The following is a 22,828-nucleotide window of genomic DNA, read 5'->3' as shown; positions in this document are numbered from 1 at the left end:
TTTGAGCACTTTTAAGGTAAATTAATGAGGTAACTTCGAATAACAATTTAAATAACGCAAAATAAAGGTAAACCGATGCAGATACGATACCCGTTCAGCGCCATAATGCTTTCTTTAACACTCGCATTTTCAGGCTGTGGGGATGATTCCGTCCCAAGCCAAACCTCGAAAACCAAAGAGCTAAGCGCTCACGTAACAGCACAAGATGCAAAAGAATTTGTAGAGCAAGCACAACAAGAGGTTGAGCAGTTAATGGGGCCAGCCGCTCAAGCTGCCTGGGCTTATCAAACTTATATTAATCAAGATACCGCTGCATTATCAGCCTATATGAATGAAAAGATAGGTAGCCTATCTACAAAATTGGCAAAACAAGCAGCTGATTTTAATAACGTTGAAGTTGATGCCGATACCCGACGTAAACTGAATTTAATGCGCAATAGCTTAGTTTTACCCGCACCAGCTGATCCTAAAAAATCGCAAAAATTATCACAAATCACCTCTGATTTAGAGGGCATGTATGGAAGTGGTAAATATTGTGCTGACAAAGAAAGTTGCATGGGTTTGACTGAAATGTCAGCAATTATGGCAAGCAGTCGTGACGAAGCAAAACTTTTAGAACTTTGGCAAGGATGGCGCAATGTGTCGCCACCAATGAAGCCTTTGTACGAAGAAGAAGTCGTACTTGCTAATGAAGGAGCAAGAGAGCTAGGTTTTGAAGATATCAGTGATCTTTGGCGTGGTAGTTATGATATGCCAGCCCAAGACTTCTCGGTAGAACTTGACCGTTTATGGGGACAAGTTAAACCTTTTTACGATGCCCTACATTGTCACGTAAGAGCGGAATTAGGTGAAGAGTACGGAGAAGATAAAGTACCCCAAGACCAGCCCATACCGGCTCATTTACTAGGTAATATGTGGGCTCAATCTTGGGGTAACATTTATGACATTGTCAAACCCGAACAAAAACTAGAAGTGATCGATGTGACAGCGGCTCTTGCTGAACACAATTACGATGAAATAAAAATGGTGAAGCAAGCTGAATCATTCTTTTCATCATTAGGGTTTGAGCCTTTACCTGATACTTTCTGGGAACGCTCACAGTTTACTAAGCCAGCTGATAGAGATGTGGTATGCCATGCATCAGCTTGGAATTTAAACGACATTGATGATTTACGCATTAAAATGTGTATTCAAAAAACAGGTGAAGAGTTTGCTGTGATTCACCACGAACTCGGTCATAACTATTATCAGCGTGCTTACAATACACAACCTTTATTGTACAGAGGCTCTGCTAACGATGGATTTCATGAGGCAATTGGCGACACCATTGCTTTATCTATTACACCCAAGTATCTAAAAGAAATCGGTTTAGTGGATACGGTCCCTGATGCATCTAACGACATAGGTATGTTACTTAAACTTGCCTTAGACAAAATTGCTTTTGTTCCCTTTGGTTTGATGGTGGACCAATGGCGCTGGAAAGTATTCTCTGGTGAAGTAAAGCCAGCAGACTACAACAAAGCTTGGTGGGAATTACGAGAAAAATATCAAGGAGTCATGGCTCCGGTTGAGCGCCCTGTTGATGCATTTGATCCAGGTGCTAAATACCATGTACCAGGAAATACTCCTTATACTCGATATTTTTTAGCGCACATTTTGCAATTTCAATTCCATAAAACATTATGCGAGATAGCAGGTAATACAGACCCTATTCATCGTTGTTCAATTTATGGCAGTGCAGAAGCTGGCAAAGCGTTAAATGCTATGTTAGAAATGGGAAAAAGTAAAACTTGGCAAGAAGCCTTGGCTAGTTTGACTGGTAAAGGGGAAATGGATGCCAGTGCTATACTTGATTACTTCGCTCCGCTTAAAACTTGGTTAGATGAACAAAATCAGGATAGATCTTGTGGGTGGAGCCAGAATATCTAAGTGTGCTATAGCATTTGGATGTTTGCCAGGGAAGGCACAATTATTTGTATTTCATCATGAAGGAATATTTAACTTTGCATTGTTTGTGTTTTCACTCAAGGCCTTGTTTGCAATAATAGTAGGTCCTAAATAGGCTAGTATAATTGAGCGCGAAGATAAGTACCCGCTACTTTACTTAAATTTGCCCAACAAATGCAGGCTGTCGCTTTTCAATTAAGCACTAAATTAGCACAAATCACTCAATAGGTGATTTTATAACCTCTCAGTTTCTAAGCTTTGTTAATGAGTTAAAAGTTTGAAAAATTAGAAATACATTAAATAACAATAAGTTAAATTTTATTTTTGTCGGACTCCTATCTATACAACAAGATTAATTTACAAAAAAACTTTGGCACTGATATTGCGTTTTACAAATTAAGTCATTTGCACTTATGTATTAATTATTAAGGATGATCTCTATGCTTAACCGCAAGTTTAGTAATAGCCTAATGGCCTTTGCCTCTTCACTAACAATGTTTTCGGTTTCTACAACCGCAGAAATAGCATTCTACGAGCCTGTAAATCTTTCCTATACTTCTGGGCATTCATTCGCCCCTACAATAGATGTAAATAGCTCAGGAAATGTATTTGTAGCTTGGCACGATAATGACCTAGGTAATCAAGATATTTATTTTGTAAAGTCTAGTGATCATGGTGAGACCTATGATGGTAAATTGAATATAAGCGAAAATGAGGGAAATTCTAGTTTTGCCGATATGGCTATTTCGGATTCTGACAATATTTATCTCAGTTGGGCAGATAATACTTCAGGCAAATCAGATATTTTTATCAGTTTTAGTACAGATGATGGCACAAGTTTCTCTGAAGCACTTAACGTCACTAACTCTGACGTAAACTCTAGTTCGGTAAAATTAGCAACGGATTCCAGAGAAAGGCTGTATCTAACTTGGATTGAAGATGCTTCAATTAGCTTCGCAGCTGTAAATAATGGTGCCAATGTAAACAGCGTAAAAAACCTTGGCAACGGAGGCTCCCCCGGTGTAGCTGTTGATAGCGATGACTATATACACGTAGTTTATCTAGCCGCTCCAAATGATGATGGTGAAAGGCATGTGCTTTACACTCACTCTAGGGACGGGGCTAATTCGTTTTTGGAGCAAGTTCAAATTTCCAATGGCATTAAAATTAGCGCTCCTTCAATAGATGTAAGTGACAGCGGCAATGTTTATGTGGTTTGGAGTGACACCCCCACTGAAGGTGAAGAAACAGATTTATATTTCACGGTATCTACTGATCAAGGCTTAAGCTTTAGTGAGCCTAAGAATATTTCAAATAATGAAGGGGTTTCAGTTTTCCCAAATGTATTTGTTGATGCATTAGACACTGTTCATATAGTGTGGAATGACACCACACCGGGTAATTACGAAACCATGTATAGTTACTCAAACGATGCTGGCCAAACTTTCTCCCCGCCCCTAAACATTACACCTAGTGAATTAGGATCATTAAAGGCACAAGTGGCAGCTGACTTAAATGGTTATGTCCATGTCGCTTCTGATGATAATAGGTACGATAGTGTTTTCGAAGCGGTTGTTGCCACGGGCAAAGATGGCATTCCTACTTTCACAGATATCTCACTAAGTGCTGAGGTTTTAAGTCCAAATGGTGACTTAGAAGACGATCAGATTTCATTTAGTAGTACTTCTAGTGAAAACATGCTTTGGATTGCTGAAATTTTTGAAGAGGGAGAAACTAGGCCTGTTTTTATTAGAAAAGGCTTGGGTAAGAGTATATATGCTGAATGGGATGGACGTAGTACAAGAGGCGGCTTGGTTGATGATGGAACGTACCAAATAACCTTGAGTGGGCGTACTCAAACAGGTGTTAATGCAGTTGTTGAGAAAGCATTTTTTTCAGTTAATTCAACTGCTGCAGATGCTGCTCCCGAATTAATTTCGTTTAATGCTGCCAATACAATATCCCCTAATAATGATGGACGTCAGGAAGAAGCCTATTTTGATTTTGAGTTCAATAAATCAGTAACTTGGAACTTCACAGTAGCCAACCAATTAGGTGAGCTAATATTTGATACTTCTGGTACAGGGACATTAGGAGAGGTTATATGGGATGGAACCAACAATAATGGCGCGACTGTTGAAGATGACACTTACATTATTGCTTTAGTGGGTAGTGATTCATTTTCTCAAATTATAGAGACCGAAACAGAGATTCTTGTGGATACAATTCCTCCCGAATACAGTAATTTTTCAATTACACCTGACCCCTTTTCACCAGACGATGACGGTGTTTTAACAATAAGCCTAGACGTATCAGCAAGTTCATTAGTTACCGTATATATTTTACAAAGTGACGGGGTCGGCTTGGTAAAAGATCTAGATAGAACATTGTACGAAAGAGAACAAACCGTCACTTTAACGTGGGATGGAACAGCAGATGGGGGGAATGTGGTTAGTCCAGATAACTATCAGATATCTATATGGATACGTGATAACGCTTCTAATCGAGTTAGCCCCTACCCGATCAAAACCATGATTACAGTGGAATAATGCTTTAAACAAGTATTAATAGGTAATTTACTTATTCACCTTTTGTTGTTTAGACTCTAGGTGGATAAGTTTAAATACCCCATAACTTGGCTTTTTGATTATCACTTTGTTTAGCGTCAACCCAATATTGACCGTCGTTACTTGTTTCTTTTTTCCAAAATGGAGCTTGGGTCTTAAGGAAATCCATAATAAATTCTGCACCTTGAAATGCAGCCTGCCTATGTTGACTGGTTACCCCAACAAATACAATTTGCTCTGATACTTGTAACCGCCCTACTCGATGAACGACTCTTATTCGACCTAAAGGCCATTTGTTCCTTGCAAGGTTAATTATCGATAGCAATGATTTTTCGGTCATGCCAGGGTAATGCTCAAGAAATAAACTTGTTACTGATTTGTCTAAATTCATATCTCGCACTAAACCACAGAAGGTCACTACCGCTCCATCACGACTGTTGTCTTCTATTAATGCTTGATATTCAGCGGCTAAGCTAAAATCATCTTCTTGAACCTGAATATACGTTAATGTATCAGCTTCCAATTTTAGCCTCCCGTTACCGGTGGGAAAAATGCGATTTCATCCGAGTCTTTGATTGGCGTATCTTCAGTCGCCATTTGTTGATTTACCGCCACTAACGCTGAACCATAAGCTAGGTTTTCTTTCCAAACATCTCCCTTCGCCAGTAAAAAGTCTCTCAACTTAGCCACTGAGTCTAAACCCTCTGAGCCATTAACTAACTCAAGGGGCAAACGGGAGGTCTCTAGACGTTCTTTTAATTGTCCAAAAAATAAAATTGTTACCATCTTTTAGTCTTGCCTTGTCCAGTCACCGCTCTTACCACCTTGCTTTTGCAATACCTTAATATTGTTAATTGTCATTAAGGGATCAACTGCTTTACACATATCAAATAAAGTCAGTGTTGCCACACTTACAGCAGTAAGGGCTTCCATTTCAACGCCAGTCTTACCGGCAAGTTTACATAAAGCCTCAACTTTTATAGTGTTTTCACTGGGCTCAGGAATAAAATCCACTTGTATTTTGGTTAGCATTAAAGGGTGGCATAATGGAATTAAATCACCACACTTTTTGGCAGCTTGAATACCAGCAATTCTTGCTACAGATAACACATCACCTTTAGCGTGCTGATTATTAACCACCATATCAAATGCCACTTTCGACATTTGGATACTGCCTTGTGCTATGGCTTGACGCTGAGTGATCGATTTATCTGACACGTCAACCATATTTGCTTGACCATGCTCATCAACATGAGTTAGCACAACGGAATCCAAATTTGTCATATTAAACCTCTCTAGTAGCGCATTGGGTTTCAATGTTTTTTAGGTGAACCACAAAATTACAGGGTCTGTGGGTATTATCTAATTGCTCTAGTAGTATGCCATTCCACGCTGTTTTACATGCTCCGGTTGAGCCTGGCATACAGAAAATGGCAGTACCATTTGCCATCCCAGCAAGGGCTCTGGATTGCACAGTTGATGTGCCTATTTCTAAATAGGAAATATGTCTGAAGAGCTCACCAAAACCCTCAATACTTTTATCGAACAAAGGCTGCATAGCTTCTGGCGTGGTATCTCTTGCGGTAAAACCTGTACCACCTGTCACTAGTAATACTTGTATGTTTTTTGAGGCAATCCAGTTAGAAACCAAGGCTCTTATTTGAAATTTGTCATCTATTACAATCTGTTTATCTAATACATTATGTCCAGCAGCTTCGGCAGCACTCACTAAATAAGCACCTGAGGTATCGTTAGCTTCGGTGCGAGTGTCAGACACAGTCAATACAGCAATGTTTAAGGGCTCTTTTGGGGCAGAGGCGTTTGCTTTCATGGTTTTATTTCTCATTTTTCATTTCGCAGTGTATTTGCCACTGCTGTGGAGTATTAATGTTATTAAAAGGCTCTGTGGCTTGGGGAGCTAACCTCTGTCCATTTAAACCATTAATAAAATTTCGAATTGAATACTGCTTATCTTTTTGTTGCACATTTTCAGTGCTGTCAGTATGTGGAAACAAACCATCAAGATAATCCAAAACATTTTCTACAACTGGGATATACAAAGGGAAATTAAAGGTGTCAAAACCCACCAGCACACCAGACTCTCTCCCCCGTACTAATAATTGATTTAGTTCGTTTAAAGAGAGGTTCGGCATATCAATGGGAACAACAATAAGCTCTCTGACATTAGGATAATGCAGCCGGATATATTGTACTCCAGAATGAATACCAGACATAGGACCTAGTTTAGGGTAAAGATCGACAATACCCTGTGGATGCTGCGAGCCACTGACTAAAATAGGCTCACATACCTGTGATAACAGATGTTGGCTATTCTCAAGTAGCGAAAGATTATTGTGAGCTAGTCTGAGGTAACTCTTATCAAGCCCCATTCGCCTAGACTGGCCACCGGCTAGAACAAGTCCTGCTAACATCACCCACCAATCATAGCTAGGTGTTTAGTCGCTCCGGTGTAACCTTCTTGCAACCAATGTGTCGCTTTTTTATCACCTAACAAGGCAGTTAACTGATGCTGTAACATTTCATCGTTGGCACTTTGTAAGGCAGGCCTAATATCTAACCCTTGTTCAGAAAACAAACATAAATGTAATTTACCTAGAGACGATATCCGTAACCTATTACAACTGGCACAAAAATCCTTACTGTAAGGCATAATTAATCCCATTCGTCCTTCAAAATCAGGATGATAGAACTCTTGAGCAGGGCCAGATGATTTATCGCGTATTAGTTGACTCCAACCGCCAGCCAGTAATTTATCTTTAATAGGCATACCAGAAACATGGTTTTGTTGGAAAAACTCGTTGTTATCACCAGTTTGCATCAGTTCAATTAGCCTTAAGGTAACAGGCGTTGTTTTTAACCAAGCTAAAAAAGGCTCAAGCTCTTTTTCGTTATATTGCTTCATTAATACGGCGTTAACTTTTACACGCACCCCTAAAGCTAATGCCTTATCAATACCTCGTAATATACTTTCTAATTTATTGTGTCCGGTAATAGAGGCAAACATTCTAGGATCTAGACTATCAATACTAATATTTAAGGCATCTAGACCTGCATCGACCCAAGCTTGAATATCTGACTCTAACTTGAAGCCGTTAGTCGTCATGGCTATATGCTCAATGCCAGCAGTCGAGGCACAAACTTTGATGATATCGCATAAGTCTTTTCTTAGTGCAGGTTCACCACCGGTAATGCGTACCTTACTGGTGCCAAGCTTTGCAAAGCCCGAAACTAAAGTTTTAATTTCAGACACCTTCAAAAAATCTCGATCATTGTCACATTGATACCCATCTGGTAAACAATAATCACAACTGAAGTTACATACATCGGTTATAGACAGCCGCAAGTAATGGAAGCGACGCCCATATTTGTCTTCTAACATAATTTGTTAACACCTTTCCAAAATGAAGAGAATAACGACTCTTACGGGAGGCTGCTCAATTTCTCTTGCAACCCTGGCAAACGCAAAGTTTGCGGCCAAAACACCCTGTCTAAGATTTAGGTATAGAGGCTCGGAGTTATAAAAATACCGTAAAGTTGACGGTACTTGATTCAAAGTATTTGTATCATAAATAGTGATATCTGTCATAAAAACACTAGGTTTACATAAAAATATATGGCATTTTGAACATGGCACACAAGTTGAAGATAAATTTAACAGCAAGAATAAATCGTTCTTAAAAACAGCACTTTTAAAGTGCAACTATGAAGGACTAATATATTAATGATCAGTGAATTCATCAAGCAACATAAGCTATCGGAAGCATTTATTGATATTGCGAACCAATATTATGTGCCCTTAGCGGAAGAAATTAAAACGCACCAAATAAGTGCGGACACACCCTATTTTGTTGGCATAAATGGCAGTCAAGGTTCGGGTAAGTCTACTTTATCTGAATTTATTAAGGCCTATCTCACAGAAACCCATTCTCTTAACGTAGTAGTGATGTCATTAGATGACTTCTATTTTAGCCATGCTAAGCGGCATAGCCTTGCAGAAACCATACACCCACTATTACAAACTCGTGGCGTACCAGGTACCCATGATATGGAGCAAGCAAAAGAAGTATTAAATGCTTTAAGGCAACAACAACCCGCGACAATTCCTAGGTTTAATAAAGCGACAGACGACCCACATCCCGTTGCTAACTGGACAACAATTACTAAAGCTGTTGATATAGTGATATTCGAAGGCTGGTGTTGGGGGGTTCAAGCTCAATCACCAGAACAACTTAAAGAGCCTGTGAATAAATTAGAGTCAGATCAAGACCCAGAAGCCGTTTGGCGTACCTATGCCAATACCCAGCTTTCACTTCATTATGCGTCTTTATATAGTTTTATGGATAAGTGGGTGATGTTAGCCGCGCCTTCGTTTAATGATGTTTATGGCTGGCGATTAGAGCAAGAGCAAAAATTAATTGCAGCAGTCGGGTCAAAGCCACACTCTGGTTTGATGAATGAACAGCAAATTTTAGATTTCATTCAGTATTATCAAAGACTCACTGAACATGGATTAAAAACTTTACCTGCTGCCTGTGATCATGTATTTAAGCTAAACGCTAAGCGAAAAATTGTTGAACACACCACTAAGGAAGTTCATGAATAACGAGATATTAGTTTTTAGTGATTTAGACGGAACCCTACTTGATCACCATACCTATAGTTTTGCAGCAGCCGTCCCTACCCTAGATAAATTAGCTGAACAAAATATTCCTGTTATACCAACTACCAGTAAAACCTACGCTGAATTGAAACAAATCCGCAGTGATTTAGGGCTACAGACGCCTTTTATCGTTGAAAATGGAGCCGCGATATTTATACCCGAAGGCTTTTTTAATGAGCAGCCAAAAGATACCTTGGCTAAAAACGGTTTTTGGATTAAGGAGTTTTCAAAGCCAGTAGCTTACTGGCGTGGATTACTAGATACATTAAAAGGTGAATTTGATGGCCAGTTTAATCATTTTGCCAATATGACAAATGCAGAAATAGTTGATGCAACTGGACTGTCTCAAGCCCAAGCGGAACTAGCAAGTGCAAGAGAATATGGCGAGCCTATATTATGGTTAGGCGATCAAGATACCAAAGTTCTGTTTTTAAAAGCGTTAGAAAATTTAGGCGCTAAACCTTTACAAGGAGGCAGGTTTTTACACTTATCTGGCGAATGTGATAAAGGTAAAGCTTTGATTTGGCTAAAAAAGCTATTTCAGTCTACGAAAGCAAATAAGGAGTACACCAGTATTGCCCTAGGTGATGGTCAAAATGACGTTGCTATGCTTAATGCGGCTGATATCGCAGTAAGAATATTATCACCTGTAAATGAACCACCAATACTCACGAAAGAAAATGATGTTCATACCACTAAGCGATTCGGACCAGAGGGATGGGCTGATAGCCTAAACCACATTATTTTCAATTGTTAATTTTTTCATAACCGGAACACGGAGCTATAATGGCTGATTTTTATCAAAACGGTATTGTAACCACTTTACATAACCTCTCAGAGCGCCCTATTGAAGATCTTGAAAAAGAATTAATGGGATTCGCTAAAAAACGCCCCATGGCGTTAATTCTTCCTTCTTTATTTTCAGAATTAGAAGGCGAAGCCTTACCTAATATCATTAACCACATCAGCAAAGTACCTTATCTTTCTCAAATCGTCATTGGTCTAGACAGAGCTGAACTCGAACAATATCAACATGCTTTGAAGTTCTTTGGAAAACTTCCTCAAGACCACAGAGTTTTATGGAATGATGGCCCAAGATTAAAAGCTTTGGATGCTAAATTAGAGTCACTAGGTTTAGCCCCTAAAGAGTTGGGTAAAGGTCGTAACGTTTGGTATTGCATGGGATATATACTGGCAACAGGTAAAGCTGAGTCTGTGGCGCTCCATGACTGTGACATACTCACTTACGACCGTGGATTATTGGCTAGGTTAATATACCCAGTAGCTAACCCTCAATTTAACTATGAATTTTGTAAAGGCTATTATGCCCGTGTTGCAGATGGGAAAATAAATGGACGTGTATCTCGTTTATTGGTCACACCATTAATCAGAGCGTTACAAAAAATTGTTGGACACAATGACTATTTAGAATACATGGACAGCTTTAGATATCCGCTAGCGGGAGAGTTTTCATTTAGAAGAGATGTGTTAAATGATATTCGCATTCCAAGTGATTGGGGCCTAGAGATAGGTGTGTTATCTGAAATGCAGCGCAACTACTCTCACAATAGACTGTGCCAAGCGGATATTGCTCAAACCTATGATCATAAGCATCAAGATTTATCCGCTGATAATGAAAATGGTGGCCTATCCAAGATGTCTATAGATATCACCAAGGCGCTATTTAGAAAATTAGCCACCCAAGGGGAAACCTTTACAACAGAGTCTTTCAGATCATTAAAGGCAACCTATTATCGAATTGCCTTAGATTTTGTGGAAACCTACCACAATGACGCCATTATGAACGGCCTTAATCTAGATATTCACAACGAAGAAAAAGCAGTAGAACTTTTTGCTCGAAACATTATGACAGCCGGTGAAAGCTTTCTAGATAACCCAATGGAAACGCCTTTCATTCCAAGTTGGAACCGTGTAGTCAGTGCAATGCCAGATGTTTTAGACGAATTAAAAGATGCAGTAGAAAAAGATTACTTAGAGTTTAACCAAGCATAGGGGGCAATAGATGTTATCGGTATTTGAGCAACTAACTGAAAGAGTTGAACATCACTTAGATGTAATATACCAAGACGTTGACTTGGCGGTGTCCCATAAAGAGCTTGCAGGGACACTTATCAACACAATGGGAATTGTTGAAGATAAGTTAACAGAAGAACCAAAACGCCATCACAACAATTGGGATCAGAAGGATGTCATGCTTATCACTTATGGTGATAGCATTGAAAAAGAAGGTGAGAAGCCACTTAAAACTCTTCATAGTTTTTTAAAGCAATACTGTGGAGACTCTATTAATAGTGTGCATATTTTGCCCTTTTTTCCTTATAGTTCTGATGATGGTTTTTCAGTTATAGATTACTCAAGCGTCAACGAGTCATTAGGAAACTGGGATGACATTGAAGATATTACAAAAGACTATCGCATGATGTCTGATGTGGTAATAAATCACTGTTCTTCTAGAAGCGCTTGGTTTCAAAACTTTATTAAAGGTGAAGGACCTGGTAGTGATTTTTTCTTCACGGCTTTACCTATTGATGATATTTCTGAAGTGACTCGTCCGCGTACTTCTGACCTATTGAGGCTCACAGAGACTCAAAACGGCGAAAAATATGTGTGGTGTACCTTTAGTCACGATCAAGTAGATTTTGATTTCAGAAATCCAGCGGTACTCGATACCTTTGTTTCCATTATTCGCCAATATTTAGATACTGGGATTCGGATATTTCGACTTGATGCTGTGGCATTTCTATGGAAAAAACTCGGCACTACTTGTATCAACTTAGAGCAAACCCATGAAGCAATAAGACTATTACGTACCCTTATTGAACATGCAGTAAGCGATGCAGTTATCATCACAGAAACTAACATTCCCAATCGTCAAAATTTGACTTATTTTGGTAATGCTAATGAAGCACATGGGATCTATAACTTTTCGTTGCCTCCATTACTCGTTAACTCCTTAGTAACAGGATCATGTACCCATTTGAAAGCTTGGCTGTGTAGCATGCCTCCAGCGCAAAATGGTACCTTTTTCTTTAACTTTATCGCTTCCCATGACGGCATAGGGTTAAGACCTGCTGAAGGCTTGTTAGACGATGAAGAACTAGGCACCCTAGTTAATACCATGCAAAACTTTGGTGGCCGTATCTCATGGAGAAAGTCAGAAACCGGAGAACAAAAAGCCTACGAAATTAACATCGCTTTGTATGACGCGTTACAAGGTACTACTAAAGGGCCTGACAAATGGGGGCTAGAGCGTTTTGTTTGTGCACACAGCGTGATGTTTGCACTAGAGGGTATTCCAGGTTTATACATTCACAGCTTATTAGGCACCACGAACGATTATGAGCGAGTCAAAAACACCAGCCATAATCGCTCTATTAATCGTCATAAATGGCAATATGGGCAATTGCAGCAAGAACTAGCATCGCCCTATAGCCAACACGCAAAAGTACATGCTCGAATTACTGAATTATTAAATATACGAAAGGAGCAGCCTGCTTTTCACCCAAATGCAACGCAATTCACTCTACAATTGGGTGAGCAATTATTTGGGTTTTGGCGACAGAGTTTAGGCCGTAGTCAAAGTATTTTTTGTGTGTTTAATGTATCTGACGAGCCTCAAATGATGAGACTCAGTGACTTAAACTTAATTGGAACTGACTCTTGGATTGATTTAATTAGTGGCCAAACCATAAGTTTAGAGGGTTTAGAGTACGAAGTTGCACCGTACCAATCTTTGTGGATTTCAAATCGTTTAAAATAAATGACAATACCTCTAACCTGTTTGTCTATGGGTTAGAGGTACAACATTTTAACGGGTCTACACTTCAACCGGTAAATCTAATCTAGCTCCCCACTCCGACCATGAACCATCATAAACCGCTAAATGCTTGTAGCCCAATTGGCTGGCAGCTAAAGCTAAAATACAAGCTGTCACACCAGAGCCACAACTTAAAACAAGTTTTTCTTGAGGGTGTACATTTAACGACTCAAAAATAGAGTTTAACTCCGGTGTAGATTTCAGCTGTGTTCCATTTAACAATTCCGTGAATGGCAAGTTAATCGCTCCCGGTGCATGCCCCGAACGCAAGCCTTCACGAGGCTCAGGAGCAGTACCATAAAAACGCCCTTCACTTCTCGCATCTAAAACGTTTACAGTACCTTGCGACGCTAATATATTTTCAGCCGTTGTAAAAAAAGCGGGGCTGAAGTTTAGGTTAATTTGCTCTATGGGAGGTTTTACAGTTAGACTATTATCACCTTGTCGCTCTTCCTTTAACCATTTTGGTAACCCGCCGTCTAATACATATACACGTTTAAAGCCCATAGAATTTAGCATCCACCACACTCTTGGTGAGCTATACACGCCTTTATTGTCATACACTACAATCAGGCAATCTGAACTGACTCCTAAGTTTGCGATGTGTTTAGAAAACTGTTTTGTACCTGGCATAGTATGGGGCCACGGTGAATCTAGCTCGCAAAATACTTTCTCAAAATCAAAAAATATCGAATTAGGAATGTAGCTCTCTGGTGGGCTGTCTTTTACACCTGTAACTGGATTATCCATTTGCGTATATAAAACGATTAAATCTTCATCATTAAGATGCTCGTTTAACCATTGAGTTGATACTAAGTTTTTATTAATCATTTTTTATCCTAAGTAAAACCAACCTAAGCGCTTATTGTTTATTTAGTAAGGTTAACCTGCACCATGATGTAGCAAACATTAAAAATTAAGTCACTCTTTTCACACGATCTATCTGTAACGAAATTTAATAATAGCAATGTTATCAGTAACCTAGCTCATAAGGTAGCAATTGACCAAGTGGTCACAATATTGCTAGTAAACTTTTATATTGAAACATAACAAGTATTGGTAATTTATCTCTATGCAGAACAATGACGAAATAATGTACGGCTTACACGACAAACCTAAAGTATTACATTGTATCAATGCGGCTTTACAACATGTCATGGCTTCTTTTATAGGAATTATTACCCCAATACTAATTATAGGCTCAGCATTAGGATTGACAGCAGAAATCCCCTATCTGATCAGTATGGCATTAATGATGTCAGGCATATCAACCTTTATTCAAACCAAAACCTTTGGGCCCATAGGATGTGGATTAATTGCCGTGCAAGGCACTAGCTTTACTTTTATCAGCGCTCTTTTGATTGCGGGTTTTGCAGTAAAAGGACAAGGAGGCAGTAACGAGGAAATACTCGCAGTCATGTTTGGAATATGCTTTTGGGGAGCCTTCATTGAAATAGTCCTTAGCCGCTTTATAGACCATTTAAAAGCAGTGATAACGCCACTTACCACAGGCATAGTGATTACAACTATTGGTATAACCCTCATAAAAGTAGGTATGACAGATTTAGCTGGCGGCTTTGGTGCGGAAGACTTAGGGTCAGTTGAAAACATCAGTTTAGGGTTTACAGTCATGTTTATCGTTGTGGTACTAAACTTGTCTAAACATCCAATTTTAAGACTATCAGCTATTTTCATAGGTATGTTTGTAGGTTGCGTAATCTCTTGGTGGCAGGGTGTATTATCCTTCGATGATATGCTCGACTTTCCTATATTTAGTTTTCCAGAGCCGTTTAAATATGGCATATCATTTCAGTGGGATATATTTGTACCTGTTGCTTTAGTTTATTTGCTTAGTGCAATCGAAACATCGGGAGATTTAACCGCCAATAGCTTGTTCTGTAAGCAGCCTATTAGTGGCCCACTATACATAAAACGCATAAAAGGCGGGATTCTAGCGGATGGCGTTAATTCAATGTTGGCGGCCATATTCAACAGCTTCCCCAACACTACCTTCGGACAGAATAACGCAGTAATACAAATGACTGGTGTTGCTAGTCGTCATGTAGGATTTTACATTGCTGGCTTTTTAGTCATTCTGGGCCTTTTTCCGATCATTGGTTCAGTTCTTCAATTAATGCCAAAACCTGTGGTAGGTGGAGCAACGTTAGTGATGTTTGCAACTATAGCAACGGCAGGTATTAAAATACTTACAAGTGAGCCAATAGATAGAAGAAAAGGACTGATAATCGCCACCTCAATGGGTTTAGGCCTAGGCGTGATGATGGTGCCAGATGTACTGATGCAAATGCCTCTTTTAGTGAAGAATATTATTTCTTCATCTGTTACTACCGCAGGGTTTTGTGCGATAATTATGAGTGTATTAATCCCAGAACCAACAAAGTCTGTTGCAGAGAAAGTTTAAGAGTTAAGAATGTCAGATAAAGCCATGTGGTTAAAATCTCCCGCTGCTGTATTTACCGGTAATGAATTCAATGCGGGTAATGGAGTGGTTGTAAAAGGGAATAAAATTATTGAGTTAGTCCCAAGCGGCCAAAACCCCAAAAACACAGTAGATAGCTACATTGATTGTAGCAATATGGTTATTACTCCAGGGCTCATCAATACCCATCACCACTTTTACCAAACACTGACTCGTTGTGTACCTGGGGCTATAAATAAGCCTTTGTTTCCTTGGTTAAAATTTCTATACAAGGTATGGGCGCATTTAGATGAAGATATGATTTATAGTGCCACCCAATTAGCGGGCTTGGAGTTAATGTTATCCGGTGCTACATGCATTGCAGATCATCACTACGTGTTCCCAAAAGGCTTAGAAAATGCAATAGATATTCAAGTAGACGCTATAAAATCCTTAGGATGCAGGGCCACGTTGACACGGGGCTCTATGAGCCTTGGAGAAAGCGCCGGAGGTCTCCCTCCAGACAGTGTTATTCAAACTGAAGATACCATACTCGAAGATAGCCAAAGGTTGATAAGCCAATATCACGACAGAGCCGATGACGCTTTTATCCAAATAGCATTGGCACCTTGTTCTCCTTTTTCGGTTTCGACTGAATTAATGAAAGACACGGCTACACTTGCTAGTCAAAATAAGGTGTTATTACATACTCACTTAGCGGAAACTGAAGATGAAAATAACTTTTGTCTTAGGGAGTATGGTATGCGCCCATTAGATTATTTAGAGTCCTGTGATTGGCTAAATAGCAAAACATGGCTGGCCCATGGTATTCACTTTACACCAGATGAGATACAGCGTTTAGGCAAGGCAAAAGTAGGAATAGCACATTGTCCTAGTTCAAACATGTTACTAGCTTCTGGTATCTGCCCCACGGTCGATCTTGAAAATGCCGGCTGTAACATTGGCTTAGCCGTTGATGGCTCAGCATCTAATGACTGTTCAAATATGATCCAAGAAGCAAGGCAATCCTTGTTACAACAAAGATTACGCTATGGTGCTGAAGTTATCACTGCAGAAAAAGTATTAAGTTTTGCGACTAAGGGCTCAGCTGCAGTATTGCAACGTCCTAGTTTAGGTGAATTTAAACCAGGTCAACAAGCAGATATTGCCATGTTTTCACTAAATGAATTACGGTTTTCTGGTGTAGGTAGCCCATTAGATGCACTTGTGACCTGTGGTGCTTATAAAGTTGAAAAACTCATGATTGCCGGCAAGTGGGTTGTTGAAGATGAACAACACCTTGATATTGACACTGCAAAATTGATGTCTGAACATCAAATTTTGGCAAGAAAGCTACAGAGCAGAGCCGTTAATTAAAATAGTAAAAGTCAAAGTACCCATCCATGAAAGTGCATATAACACTATATAATGCCCCAAAAAGGGGCATTATATAGTGTTATATGGTTCATATTTTCGTAGTGAGATATATATACATTCAATTAGTTCAAAAATTTTAATTAAAATCAACTGATTACATTACCAGCCCACAACCTGACCAAATGGACAGGTCATTGGCATTAATTGTGCAACCCATCTAAAGACACATAAAAAAGCGGCCGATTGACCATATCCGGTGCGTAGAAGTAAATTATAATATTCGGGAAAACCACAATGAAAAACAAAACGTTCAAATCAAGCTCTGTTGCTACTGCTGTAGCAATTGGGTTAGCAGTATTTTTGCCTAGCCAAGTGTTAGCTCAAGAAAGTGAAGAAGAATCAGTAGAGCGTATACAGGTAACTGGCTCCTTGGGCAGTCTTCCAGGTCAAGATGTTGAAGCTGTATTTGGCTTTGGTAAATCTATTCTTGAAACACCACGTTCTGCATCTACCATCAGTCAAGAACAATTGGAACGTTTTAGTGTAAGCGATATTGATGAATTAGTAGCGTTTGCGCCGGGTACGTTTACCCAGTCTTTCTTTGGTGTTGCCGGCTCATTAGATGTACGTGGTACGCCAGGTGAAACCTATTTCCGAGGGGTTAAGCGCCTAGATAATCCAGGTAACTACCCTACTCCAATCGGCGCATCTAGCCGTATTGATATTGTGCGTGGCCCCGCATCTCCTATTTATGGTCCAGCTAAAATTGGTGGATACCTTAACTTTAACCCTAAGTCGGCCCGTGCAAGTGGCGGTCAATATTTAGATGAAAATGAAGGTGCGTTTTCTTACACATTAGGCTCTTGGGACAAGAGCATTATGACTGCAGAAGTAGGTGGTCCTGGTAAGATTGGCGATAAGGAAATGGGTTTTTACCTTTATGGTGAGGTAGAAAATTCAGGAAGCTATTACGACAATACAGATACAGATCAGACTGTTTTACAAGCATCTTTTAATATTGATGTAACCGATAACGTTTTAGTTGAATTCGGTGCGATGTACCATGATTATGATGGTAACCAAGTAGCGGGTTGGAACCGTCTAACTCAAGATTTAGTTGATAACGGCACCTATGTTACTGGCACTGCAAAACCACTAGATACAAGTGGTGACGGCTTAATTTCACATGACGAGTATGGTGCAGTTAACATAGGGGGTAATAGTTTTTTCTATTTGCCGGGTATTGTTGATTTCACTGATGATGAAGCAACTGATTTAATGCAGCTTGAAAATGTTGGAACGGCCAAACTTAAAGGCAACCAAGTATTAGTTGCGCCTGAAGATGTATTACAAAATGAAGTTGAAACCCTGTACTTTGATATCACTTATTTCTCAGAAAACGGCTGGGAAATTAAAAACCAGTTGTTTTATGAAGCATATGACAACCTAAATGAGAACGCCTATGGCTTCTCTCAGTTCCATGACAGCTCTGTTATTGAAAATAAATTAATTTTCTCAAACGAGTGGGAAACAGATTCATTTTTGGCACAATTACAAGTATCGCCATCAATTCGTCATACTCAGTTTTTACACGGTGATGACTTTACTTATGAATACTTTAACCGCCGAGACTTAACCGGTCCGTCTACTGCCCTTGATAAAAGACAGTTAGCCACGTCAATTAATGCTAACTACGATAATTACGACAAAGGTAATTATACTGATTTAGGTATAGCGGCAATGACAGACCTAACATGGGACTTCGGTTTAAATATTGTGTTAGGTTTACGTTATGACTCAATTGATATCGAAACAACCAGCCGAGGCGACCTATTATTAGGTGGTGGTGAAGTAGAATCAGCTAGTGGCACTGAAAGTGGTGTTTCTTGGAATACTAGTATTTCATTCAAGACTCCTATTGGTCTTATCCCATACATTACAGCAGCTGAACAAGCTACTTTAGTTGCAGGTCAAGGTGCTGAAATAGGTGTAGGCCAATTAGAAGACGGCGCTTTTGATACCTCAGAACTATTTGAATATGGTATTAAAGGTTCGTTCTTAGACGACAGTCTTTATTTTGCGTTATCAGTCTATGAGCAAGAACGTTCTGACTTTAATGCTCAAGCTATTGTTACCAATTCTACTACAGAAAACAAAGGTACTGAGTTTGAATTACGCTGGGTTATCAACGATAACTTAGTAATTGGTGCTGGTTATACCAATATTAAAGTCTACAACTTAACGGCGCTTGAAAATGGAAGTCAGTTTGGCTTCTTAGGTGCTGAAGACTTAACATTACTAACCGATCCTTCGTTAATGTATGGTGGTAATGTTATAGGATTAAATTGGGTTGGTAGTAAAGAAGAATCACGCAAAGCCGGTATTCCTGAAAATATCTATACCTTAAATGCGACTTATGATTTCCAAAATGGTTTTGCTGCCAACGCAAGTGTTGTAAAAGCGGATGAAACCTTTTCAAGCTTCTCACAGGTAGTCACTTTACCTTCTTATACCCTAATCAATGCCGGGGTATTTTACGAAGCTGAGTCTTGGACGGCTAGTTTAAATATTAAAAACTTAACCGATGAAAAGTACTACAGAGCGAACTTCCCTGATTTATTTGGAGCGCAAATCGTGTTACCTGAATTGCCTCGCCATTATCAAGCGAAATTTACTTATAAGTTCTAAGTTCTAGCTTTACATTAGTATTGAGGGTAAATATGTTCTGCATATTTACCCTTTTTTATATCTTCTAATAAAACAACATTAAATTGAGGATGCGTCATGAACGCTAAACTATTGATACCCCTTTGCTTACTATTTTTTTGGGGGTGTAGTGAAAAGCCAGAACAGATAAACACAAAGATAGAAATAAAAGTCGTTGTCGTGAATATGTTTGAAATTGGTGAAGACCAAGGGGATAAACCTGGAGAGTTTCAACTTTGGAAAGCCGGACAAGAACTCAACACCTGCCTACCCTTTGACACGTCATTTCATGAGATTTGTATCAATCCTAAAACTGGGGTGATGGGGATAGTAACTGGAATGGGGACCGCTAGGGCCACCGCAGCTATCATGGCATTGGGCTTAGATCCAAGGTTTGACCTTACCCATGCTTATTGGTTAGTCGCGGGCATTGCTGGGGTTGATCCAGCTGACGCTTCAATAGGTTCTGCTGTATGGGCCACCTACCTGGTAGATGGTGACTTAGCCCATGAAATAGACGCTAGAGAGATCCCAAAAAACTGGGCCAGTGGTTATTTTCCTTTGTTTGCTAACGCGCCAGTCTCAAATGGAACAACGGCGCCAGAAGGTTCACTATCTAAAAATGGTGAAGTATATAAGTTAGATGAGCATCTTGTTGATTGGGCCTACGAATTAACAAAGGATATACCGTTAAATGATTATGCATCTATGCATGAGCTTAGAAGCCAATATACCCAATATCCTAACGCCCAAAAGCCCCCTTTCGTATTAAAAGGTGACCAAATGGCAGCATCTACCTTTTGGCATGGTGACAAACTTAACCAGTGGGCTAACGATTGGACTCACTATTGGACTCAAGGTAAAGGTAATTTTGTTACGTCAGGGATGGAAGACACAGGAAGTTACCAAGCCATAACTTACCTTGACAAGGCCAACAAGGCTGATAAGCAACGTTTTTTAGTGCTAAGAACCGCGAGTAATTACGCTACGCCTCCCACTGGAATTAGTGCTTCACAAAACTTAACAAATGAAAGTGGTGAAGCGGGTTTTGCAGGCATGCGTTCATCATTAGAGTCAGCTTATCTAGTGGGGAGTAAAGTCGTCGATACCATAGTTGCCAACTGGGACCAATATAAGTCTGCGTTACCCTATACTGCCTTAACGCCTAGTCAGAAGGTAGGAACCAGAAATCTACCGCCACAGCCTGAGACAACAACTTTGAAATCTACACATCTAACAACTGAGCAATTAGTAAAAGCGCTTGGGTTAGAGGGGCATGTCGAAGGAGGTTATTTTAAACAAACTTTTAAAGCTTCCCACAGGCCTAAAATTTCAACTGACAGTGGGTTACGAAGCTTAATGACTAGCATTTTTTATTTATTGAGTGCAGAGTCCCCTATCGGCCATTTTCATATGAATCAATCAGATATTATGCATTACTTCCATGCGGGTGACCCTATAACCTATTATTTGCTACATCCCGATGGCGCTCTAGAAACCGTCATAATGGGGCCTGATCCTACTAAAGGTCATAAAATGCAAATGATGGTGAAAGGCGGTATTTGGAAGGCGTCCATAATACCTACAGATGAAGAATACGGCTATGGGCTAATTGGTGAAGCGGTTGCTCCTGGGTTTGAATATGAAGATATGCAATTAGGAGAAACACAAAAATTACTGGCCAAATTTCCAAAGCATGCAGAACTAATAAAAATGTTAAGCCGATGATAAGATGAACTAACGTATGTTTTTAGAATCAATTATTAACTGATACAAAATAAGGTTCCAATAACATGTTTAAGAAAACCCTTGTTATACCAGCACTAATAACACTATATATTGGCGCTACAGAGGCCCAAGAACATAAACGTCCTGATAACTTTATGACTGCTCAGCTATCTGAACAATTACTAAACGAAACTCAAGCTTTTAGTAATGATCGATTGGTTAATGCTCAAGCTACGTTATTAAGGAAACACTATTTGGCACTAATTGAAGCTGGCTTCAGCAAATCAGAAGCTTTGCAAATAGTTGTAGCTAAGGCCGGTAAAGAAAGATAGTTAAAGCTCCTAAAATCTCAACCTAAAAACGGCTCATTAAGAGCCGTTTTTCTATGAGCTTAGAAATCCTTATTCGGGTATATCTAACTTAAGCAACCAACTCTTGATATCTTCTTCAGGTAGAAAGCTAGCATTAAAACCATTTTTAAGTAGTACCAATAACTGTTCTTTGTTTATAGGTAAATGATCAATTAGCGCATGGTAGTTGTCATTTAAATAGCCACCAAAATAACTAGGGTCATCAGCATTAACTGTTACCAGTAAGCCTAAATCTAACAACTTTAAAATATTATGCTGCTGCATATGCTCAAACACTTTAAGTTTAGTATTAGATAAAGGACAAACCGTTAATGGATGTTGAGAGTCTACTAAAAACTCAATTAAAACTGGATCTTCAATACTACGCACACCATGATCAATTCTATGAACATCTAGAGTCTTAAGTGCCCCCCAAATGTATGCAGGCGGCCCCTCTTCACCAGCGTGGGCAACGCGCTTTAATCCTAATGCTTTTGCCATTTTGAAAACCTCAGTAAACTTTTCTGGAGGATTTCCCATTTCACTACTATCTAAGCCTACCGCAGTGATATTTGGCAAATATGGTGTGGCTGCCTTAAGTGTTTCGATGGCACTTTCTTCACTTAAATGCCGTAAAAAGGACATAATGAGCAAACAGGATTGCCCCCACTCTTGTTTGGCTTGATTCATAGCGCGATTGAATCCCGCCATAAATACTGAAAAATCAATACCTCTTTCGGTATGGGTTTGCGGATCAAACATAATTTCAGCATGGACGACATTATCGGTCTTACAGTGACATAAATAGCGCCACATTAAGTGATAAAAATCATCTTCATCTATGAGCACAGATGCCCCCAGATAATATAACTCTAGAAAACTCTGTAAGTCTTGAAAATCATATGCCTCACGAACTTCTGCAATTGACTGATAGGGTAATTCAACACTGTGCTTTTTGGCTAACTCCATCATTAGTTCAGGCTCAAGACTGCCTTCAATATGTAGATGCAGTTCTACTTTCGGTTGTACCGATACCCATTTTTTTAATTCTTCTTTATTCATTACTCACCTAGTCACTCAGCATATGTTTAACGCTGCACTTGATAATTTGCACCATATTATTTCTTTTCGTTAATTAATGGTGCACAGTTTTCTTTTACAACGCAATATTTCTACTACTAACTCTTTAAGAGTTTTTAATTTCTGAAAAGTTTA

At 39.4% G+C, this 22,828-nt stretch carries 19 protein-coding genes and 1 riboswitch; of the genes, 11 read left to right on the top strand and 8 right to left on the bottom strand.

Annotated elements, in window-relative coordinates:
- The first annotated feature begins 75 nt into the window (after window positions 1-75).
- On the top strand, window positions 76-1,929 hold the full coding sequence (locus EOK74_RS18125; RefSeq protein ID WP_205964713.1) for a M2 family metallopeptidase: 1,854 nt from the start codon (window positions 76-78) through the stop codon (window positions 1,927-1,929).
- A 458-nt stretch (window positions 1,930-2,387) separates the two neighbouring features.
- Window positions 2,388-4,496 carry an exo-alpha-sialidase gene (locus EOK74_RS18120; RefSeq protein WP_133471524.1) on the top strand — a complete coding sequence of 703 codons (2,109 nt, stop codon included), beginning with the start codon at window positions 2,388-2,390 and terminating at the stop codon, window positions 4,494-4,496.
- Between the two features lie 70 nt (window positions 4,497-4,566).
- On the opposite strand, the gene moaE is transcribed toward EOK74_RS18120, so the two are convergent.
- The 6 genes from moaE to moaA form a co-directional block, all read right to left on the bottom strand.
- Window positions 4,567-5,037: a molybdopterin synthase catalytic subunit MoaE gene (gene moaE / locus EOK74_RS18115; protein ID WP_133471523.1), complete on the bottom strand. Its 471-nt coding sequence runs from the start codon at window positions 5,035-5,037 to the stop codon at window positions 4,567-4,569.
- A gap of 2 nt (window positions 5,038-5,039) precedes the next feature.
- Window positions 5,040-5,300, bottom strand: a complete 261-nt coding sequence (locus EOK74_RS18110) for a MoaD/ThiS family protein (RefSeq protein WP_133471522.1) — start codon at window positions 5,298-5,300, stop codon at window positions 5,040-5,042.
- 3 nt (window positions 5,301-5,303) lie between these two features.
- Window positions 5,304-5,777 (bottom strand): cyclic pyranopterin monophosphate synthase MoaC, encoded by a 474-nt coding sequence (moaC, locus tag EOK74_RS18105; protein ID WP_275404775.1) that lies wholly within the window; start codon window positions 5,775-5,777, stop codon window positions 5,304-5,306.
- A gap of 22 nt (window positions 5,778-5,799) precedes the next feature.
- The gene (moaB, locus tag EOK74_RS18100) at window positions 5,800-6,345 is read right to left on the bottom strand and encodes a molybdenum cofactor biosynthesis protein B (protein ID WP_133471520.1); all 546 of its coding nucleotides are present in this window, start codon (window positions 6,343-6,345) and stop codon (window positions 5,800-5,802) included.
- A 4-nt stretch (window positions 6,346-6,349) separates the two neighbouring features.
- The gene (gene mobA, locus EOK74_RS18095; protein ID WP_133471519.1) at window positions 6,350-6,946 is read right to left on the bottom strand and encodes a molybdenum cofactor guanylyltransferase; all 597 of its coding nucleotides are present in this window, start codon (window positions 6,944-6,946) and stop codon (window positions 6,350-6,352) included.
- Window positions 6,946-7,914: a GTP 3',8-cyclase MoaA gene (moaA, locus tag EOK74_RS18090; protein ID WP_133471518.1), complete on the bottom strand. Its 969-nt coding sequence runs from the start codon at window positions 7,912-7,914 to the stop codon at window positions 6,946-6,948. The genes mobA and moaA overlap by 1 nt, the downstream gene beginning before the upstream one ends.
- Window positions 7,909-8,062, bottom strand: a riboswitch (molybdenum cofactor riboswitch). Its footprint overlaps the gene before it by 6 nt.
- Window positions 8,063-8,256: 194 nt before the next feature.
- Between moaA and EOK74_RS18085 the strand changes: the two genes are divergently transcribed.
- Genes EOK74_RS18085 through EOK74_RS18070 form a run of 4 tightly spaced genes read left to right on the top strand, consistent with a single transcriptional unit; the run spans window position 8,257 to window position 12,976 of the window.
- A complete protein-coding gene (locus EOK74_RS18085; protein ID WP_133471517.1) occupies window positions 8,257-9,138 on the top strand; it encodes a P-loop NTPase fold protein in 882 nt (293 codons plus the stop codon).
- A complete protein-coding gene (locus tag EOK74_RS18080) occupies window positions 9,131-9,952 on the top strand; it encodes an HAD-IIB family hydrolase (RefSeq protein ID WP_133471516.1) in 822 nt (273 codons plus the stop codon). Before EOK74_RS18085 ends, EOK74_RS18080 begins: the two co-directional genes overlap by 8 nt.
- 29 nt (window positions 9,953-9,981) lie before the next feature.
- The gene (locus tag EOK74_RS18075) at window positions 9,982-11,208 is read left to right on the top strand and encodes a glycosyltransferase family protein (protein WP_133471515.1); all 1,227 of its coding nucleotides are present in this window, start codon (window positions 9,982-9,984) and stop codon (window positions 11,206-11,208) included.
- Window positions 11,209-11,218: 10 nt separating this feature from the next.
- Window positions 11,219-12,976, top strand: a complete 1,758-nt coding sequence (locus EOK74_RS18070; RefSeq protein WP_133471514.1) for a sugar phosphorylase — start codon at window positions 11,219-11,221, stop codon at window positions 12,974-12,976.
- A 57-nt stretch (window positions 12,977-13,033) separates the two neighbouring features.
- Here the strand turns inward: EOK74_RS18070 and EOK74_RS18065 are convergent, their stop codons facing one another.
- Window positions 13,034-13,864 (bottom strand): sulfurtransferase, encoded by an 831-nt coding sequence (locus EOK74_RS18065; RefSeq protein ID WP_133471513.1) that lies wholly within the window; start codon window positions 13,862-13,864, stop codon window positions 13,034-13,036.
- Between the two features lie 241 nt (window positions 13,865-14,105).
- On the opposite strand from EOK74_RS18065, the gene EOK74_RS18060 reads away from it, so the two are divergent.
- The 5 genes from EOK74_RS18060 to EOK74_RS18040 all read left to right on the top strand — a co-directional run bounded on the left by EOK74_RS18060 (window position 14,106) and on the right by EOK74_RS18040 (window position 21,595).
- Window positions 14,106-15,455 (top strand): uracil-xanthine permease family protein, encoded by a 1,350-nt coding sequence (locus EOK74_RS18060; protein WP_133471512.1) that lies wholly within the window; start codon window positions 14,106-14,108, stop codon window positions 15,453-15,455.
- A 9-nt stretch (window positions 15,456-15,464) separates the two neighbouring features.
- Complete coding sequence (locus EOK74_RS18055; protein WP_133471511.1) at window positions 15,465-16,829, top strand: 8-oxoguanine deaminase; 1,365 nt, start codon at window positions 15,465-15,467, stop codon at window positions 16,827-16,829.
- A gap of 294 nt (window positions 16,830-17,123) precedes the next feature.
- Window positions 17,124-19,517, top strand: coding sequence for a TonB-dependent siderophore receptor (locus tag EOK74_RS18050; protein WP_133471510.1), 2,394 nt, complete (start codon window positions 17,124-17,126; stop codon window positions 19,515-19,517).
- Window positions 19,518-19,613: 96 nt separating this feature from the next.
- Window positions 19,614-21,263, top strand: a complete 1,650-nt coding sequence (locus tag EOK74_RS18045) for a cupin domain-containing protein (protein ID WP_133471509.1) — start codon at window positions 19,614-19,616, stop codon at window positions 21,261-21,263.
- Window positions 21,264-21,328: 65 nt separating this feature from the next.
- Complete coding sequence (locus tag EOK74_RS18040) at window positions 21,329-21,595, top strand: hypothetical protein (protein ID WP_133471508.1); 267 nt, start codon at window positions 21,329-21,331, stop codon at window positions 21,593-21,595.
- 69 nt (window positions 21,596-21,664) lie between these two features.
- Here EOK74_RS18040 and EOK74_RS18035 read toward each other — a convergent pair whose 3' ends face one another.
- Window positions 21,665-22,675, bottom strand: coding sequence for an adenosine deaminase (locus tag EOK74_RS18035; protein ID WP_133471507.1), 1,011 nt, complete (start codon window positions 22,673-22,675; stop codon window positions 21,665-21,667).
- Window positions 22,676-22,828: the final 153 nt, after the last annotated feature.

The organism is Paraglaciecola marina, assembly GCF_004360155.1.
Lineage (GTDB): Bacteria > Pseudomonadota > Gammaproteobacteria > Enterobacterales > Alteromonadaceae > Paraglaciecola > Paraglaciecola marina.
Note: the sequence above shows the minus strand (reverse complement) of the source record. Positions and strands in the feature narration are given on the sequence as shown.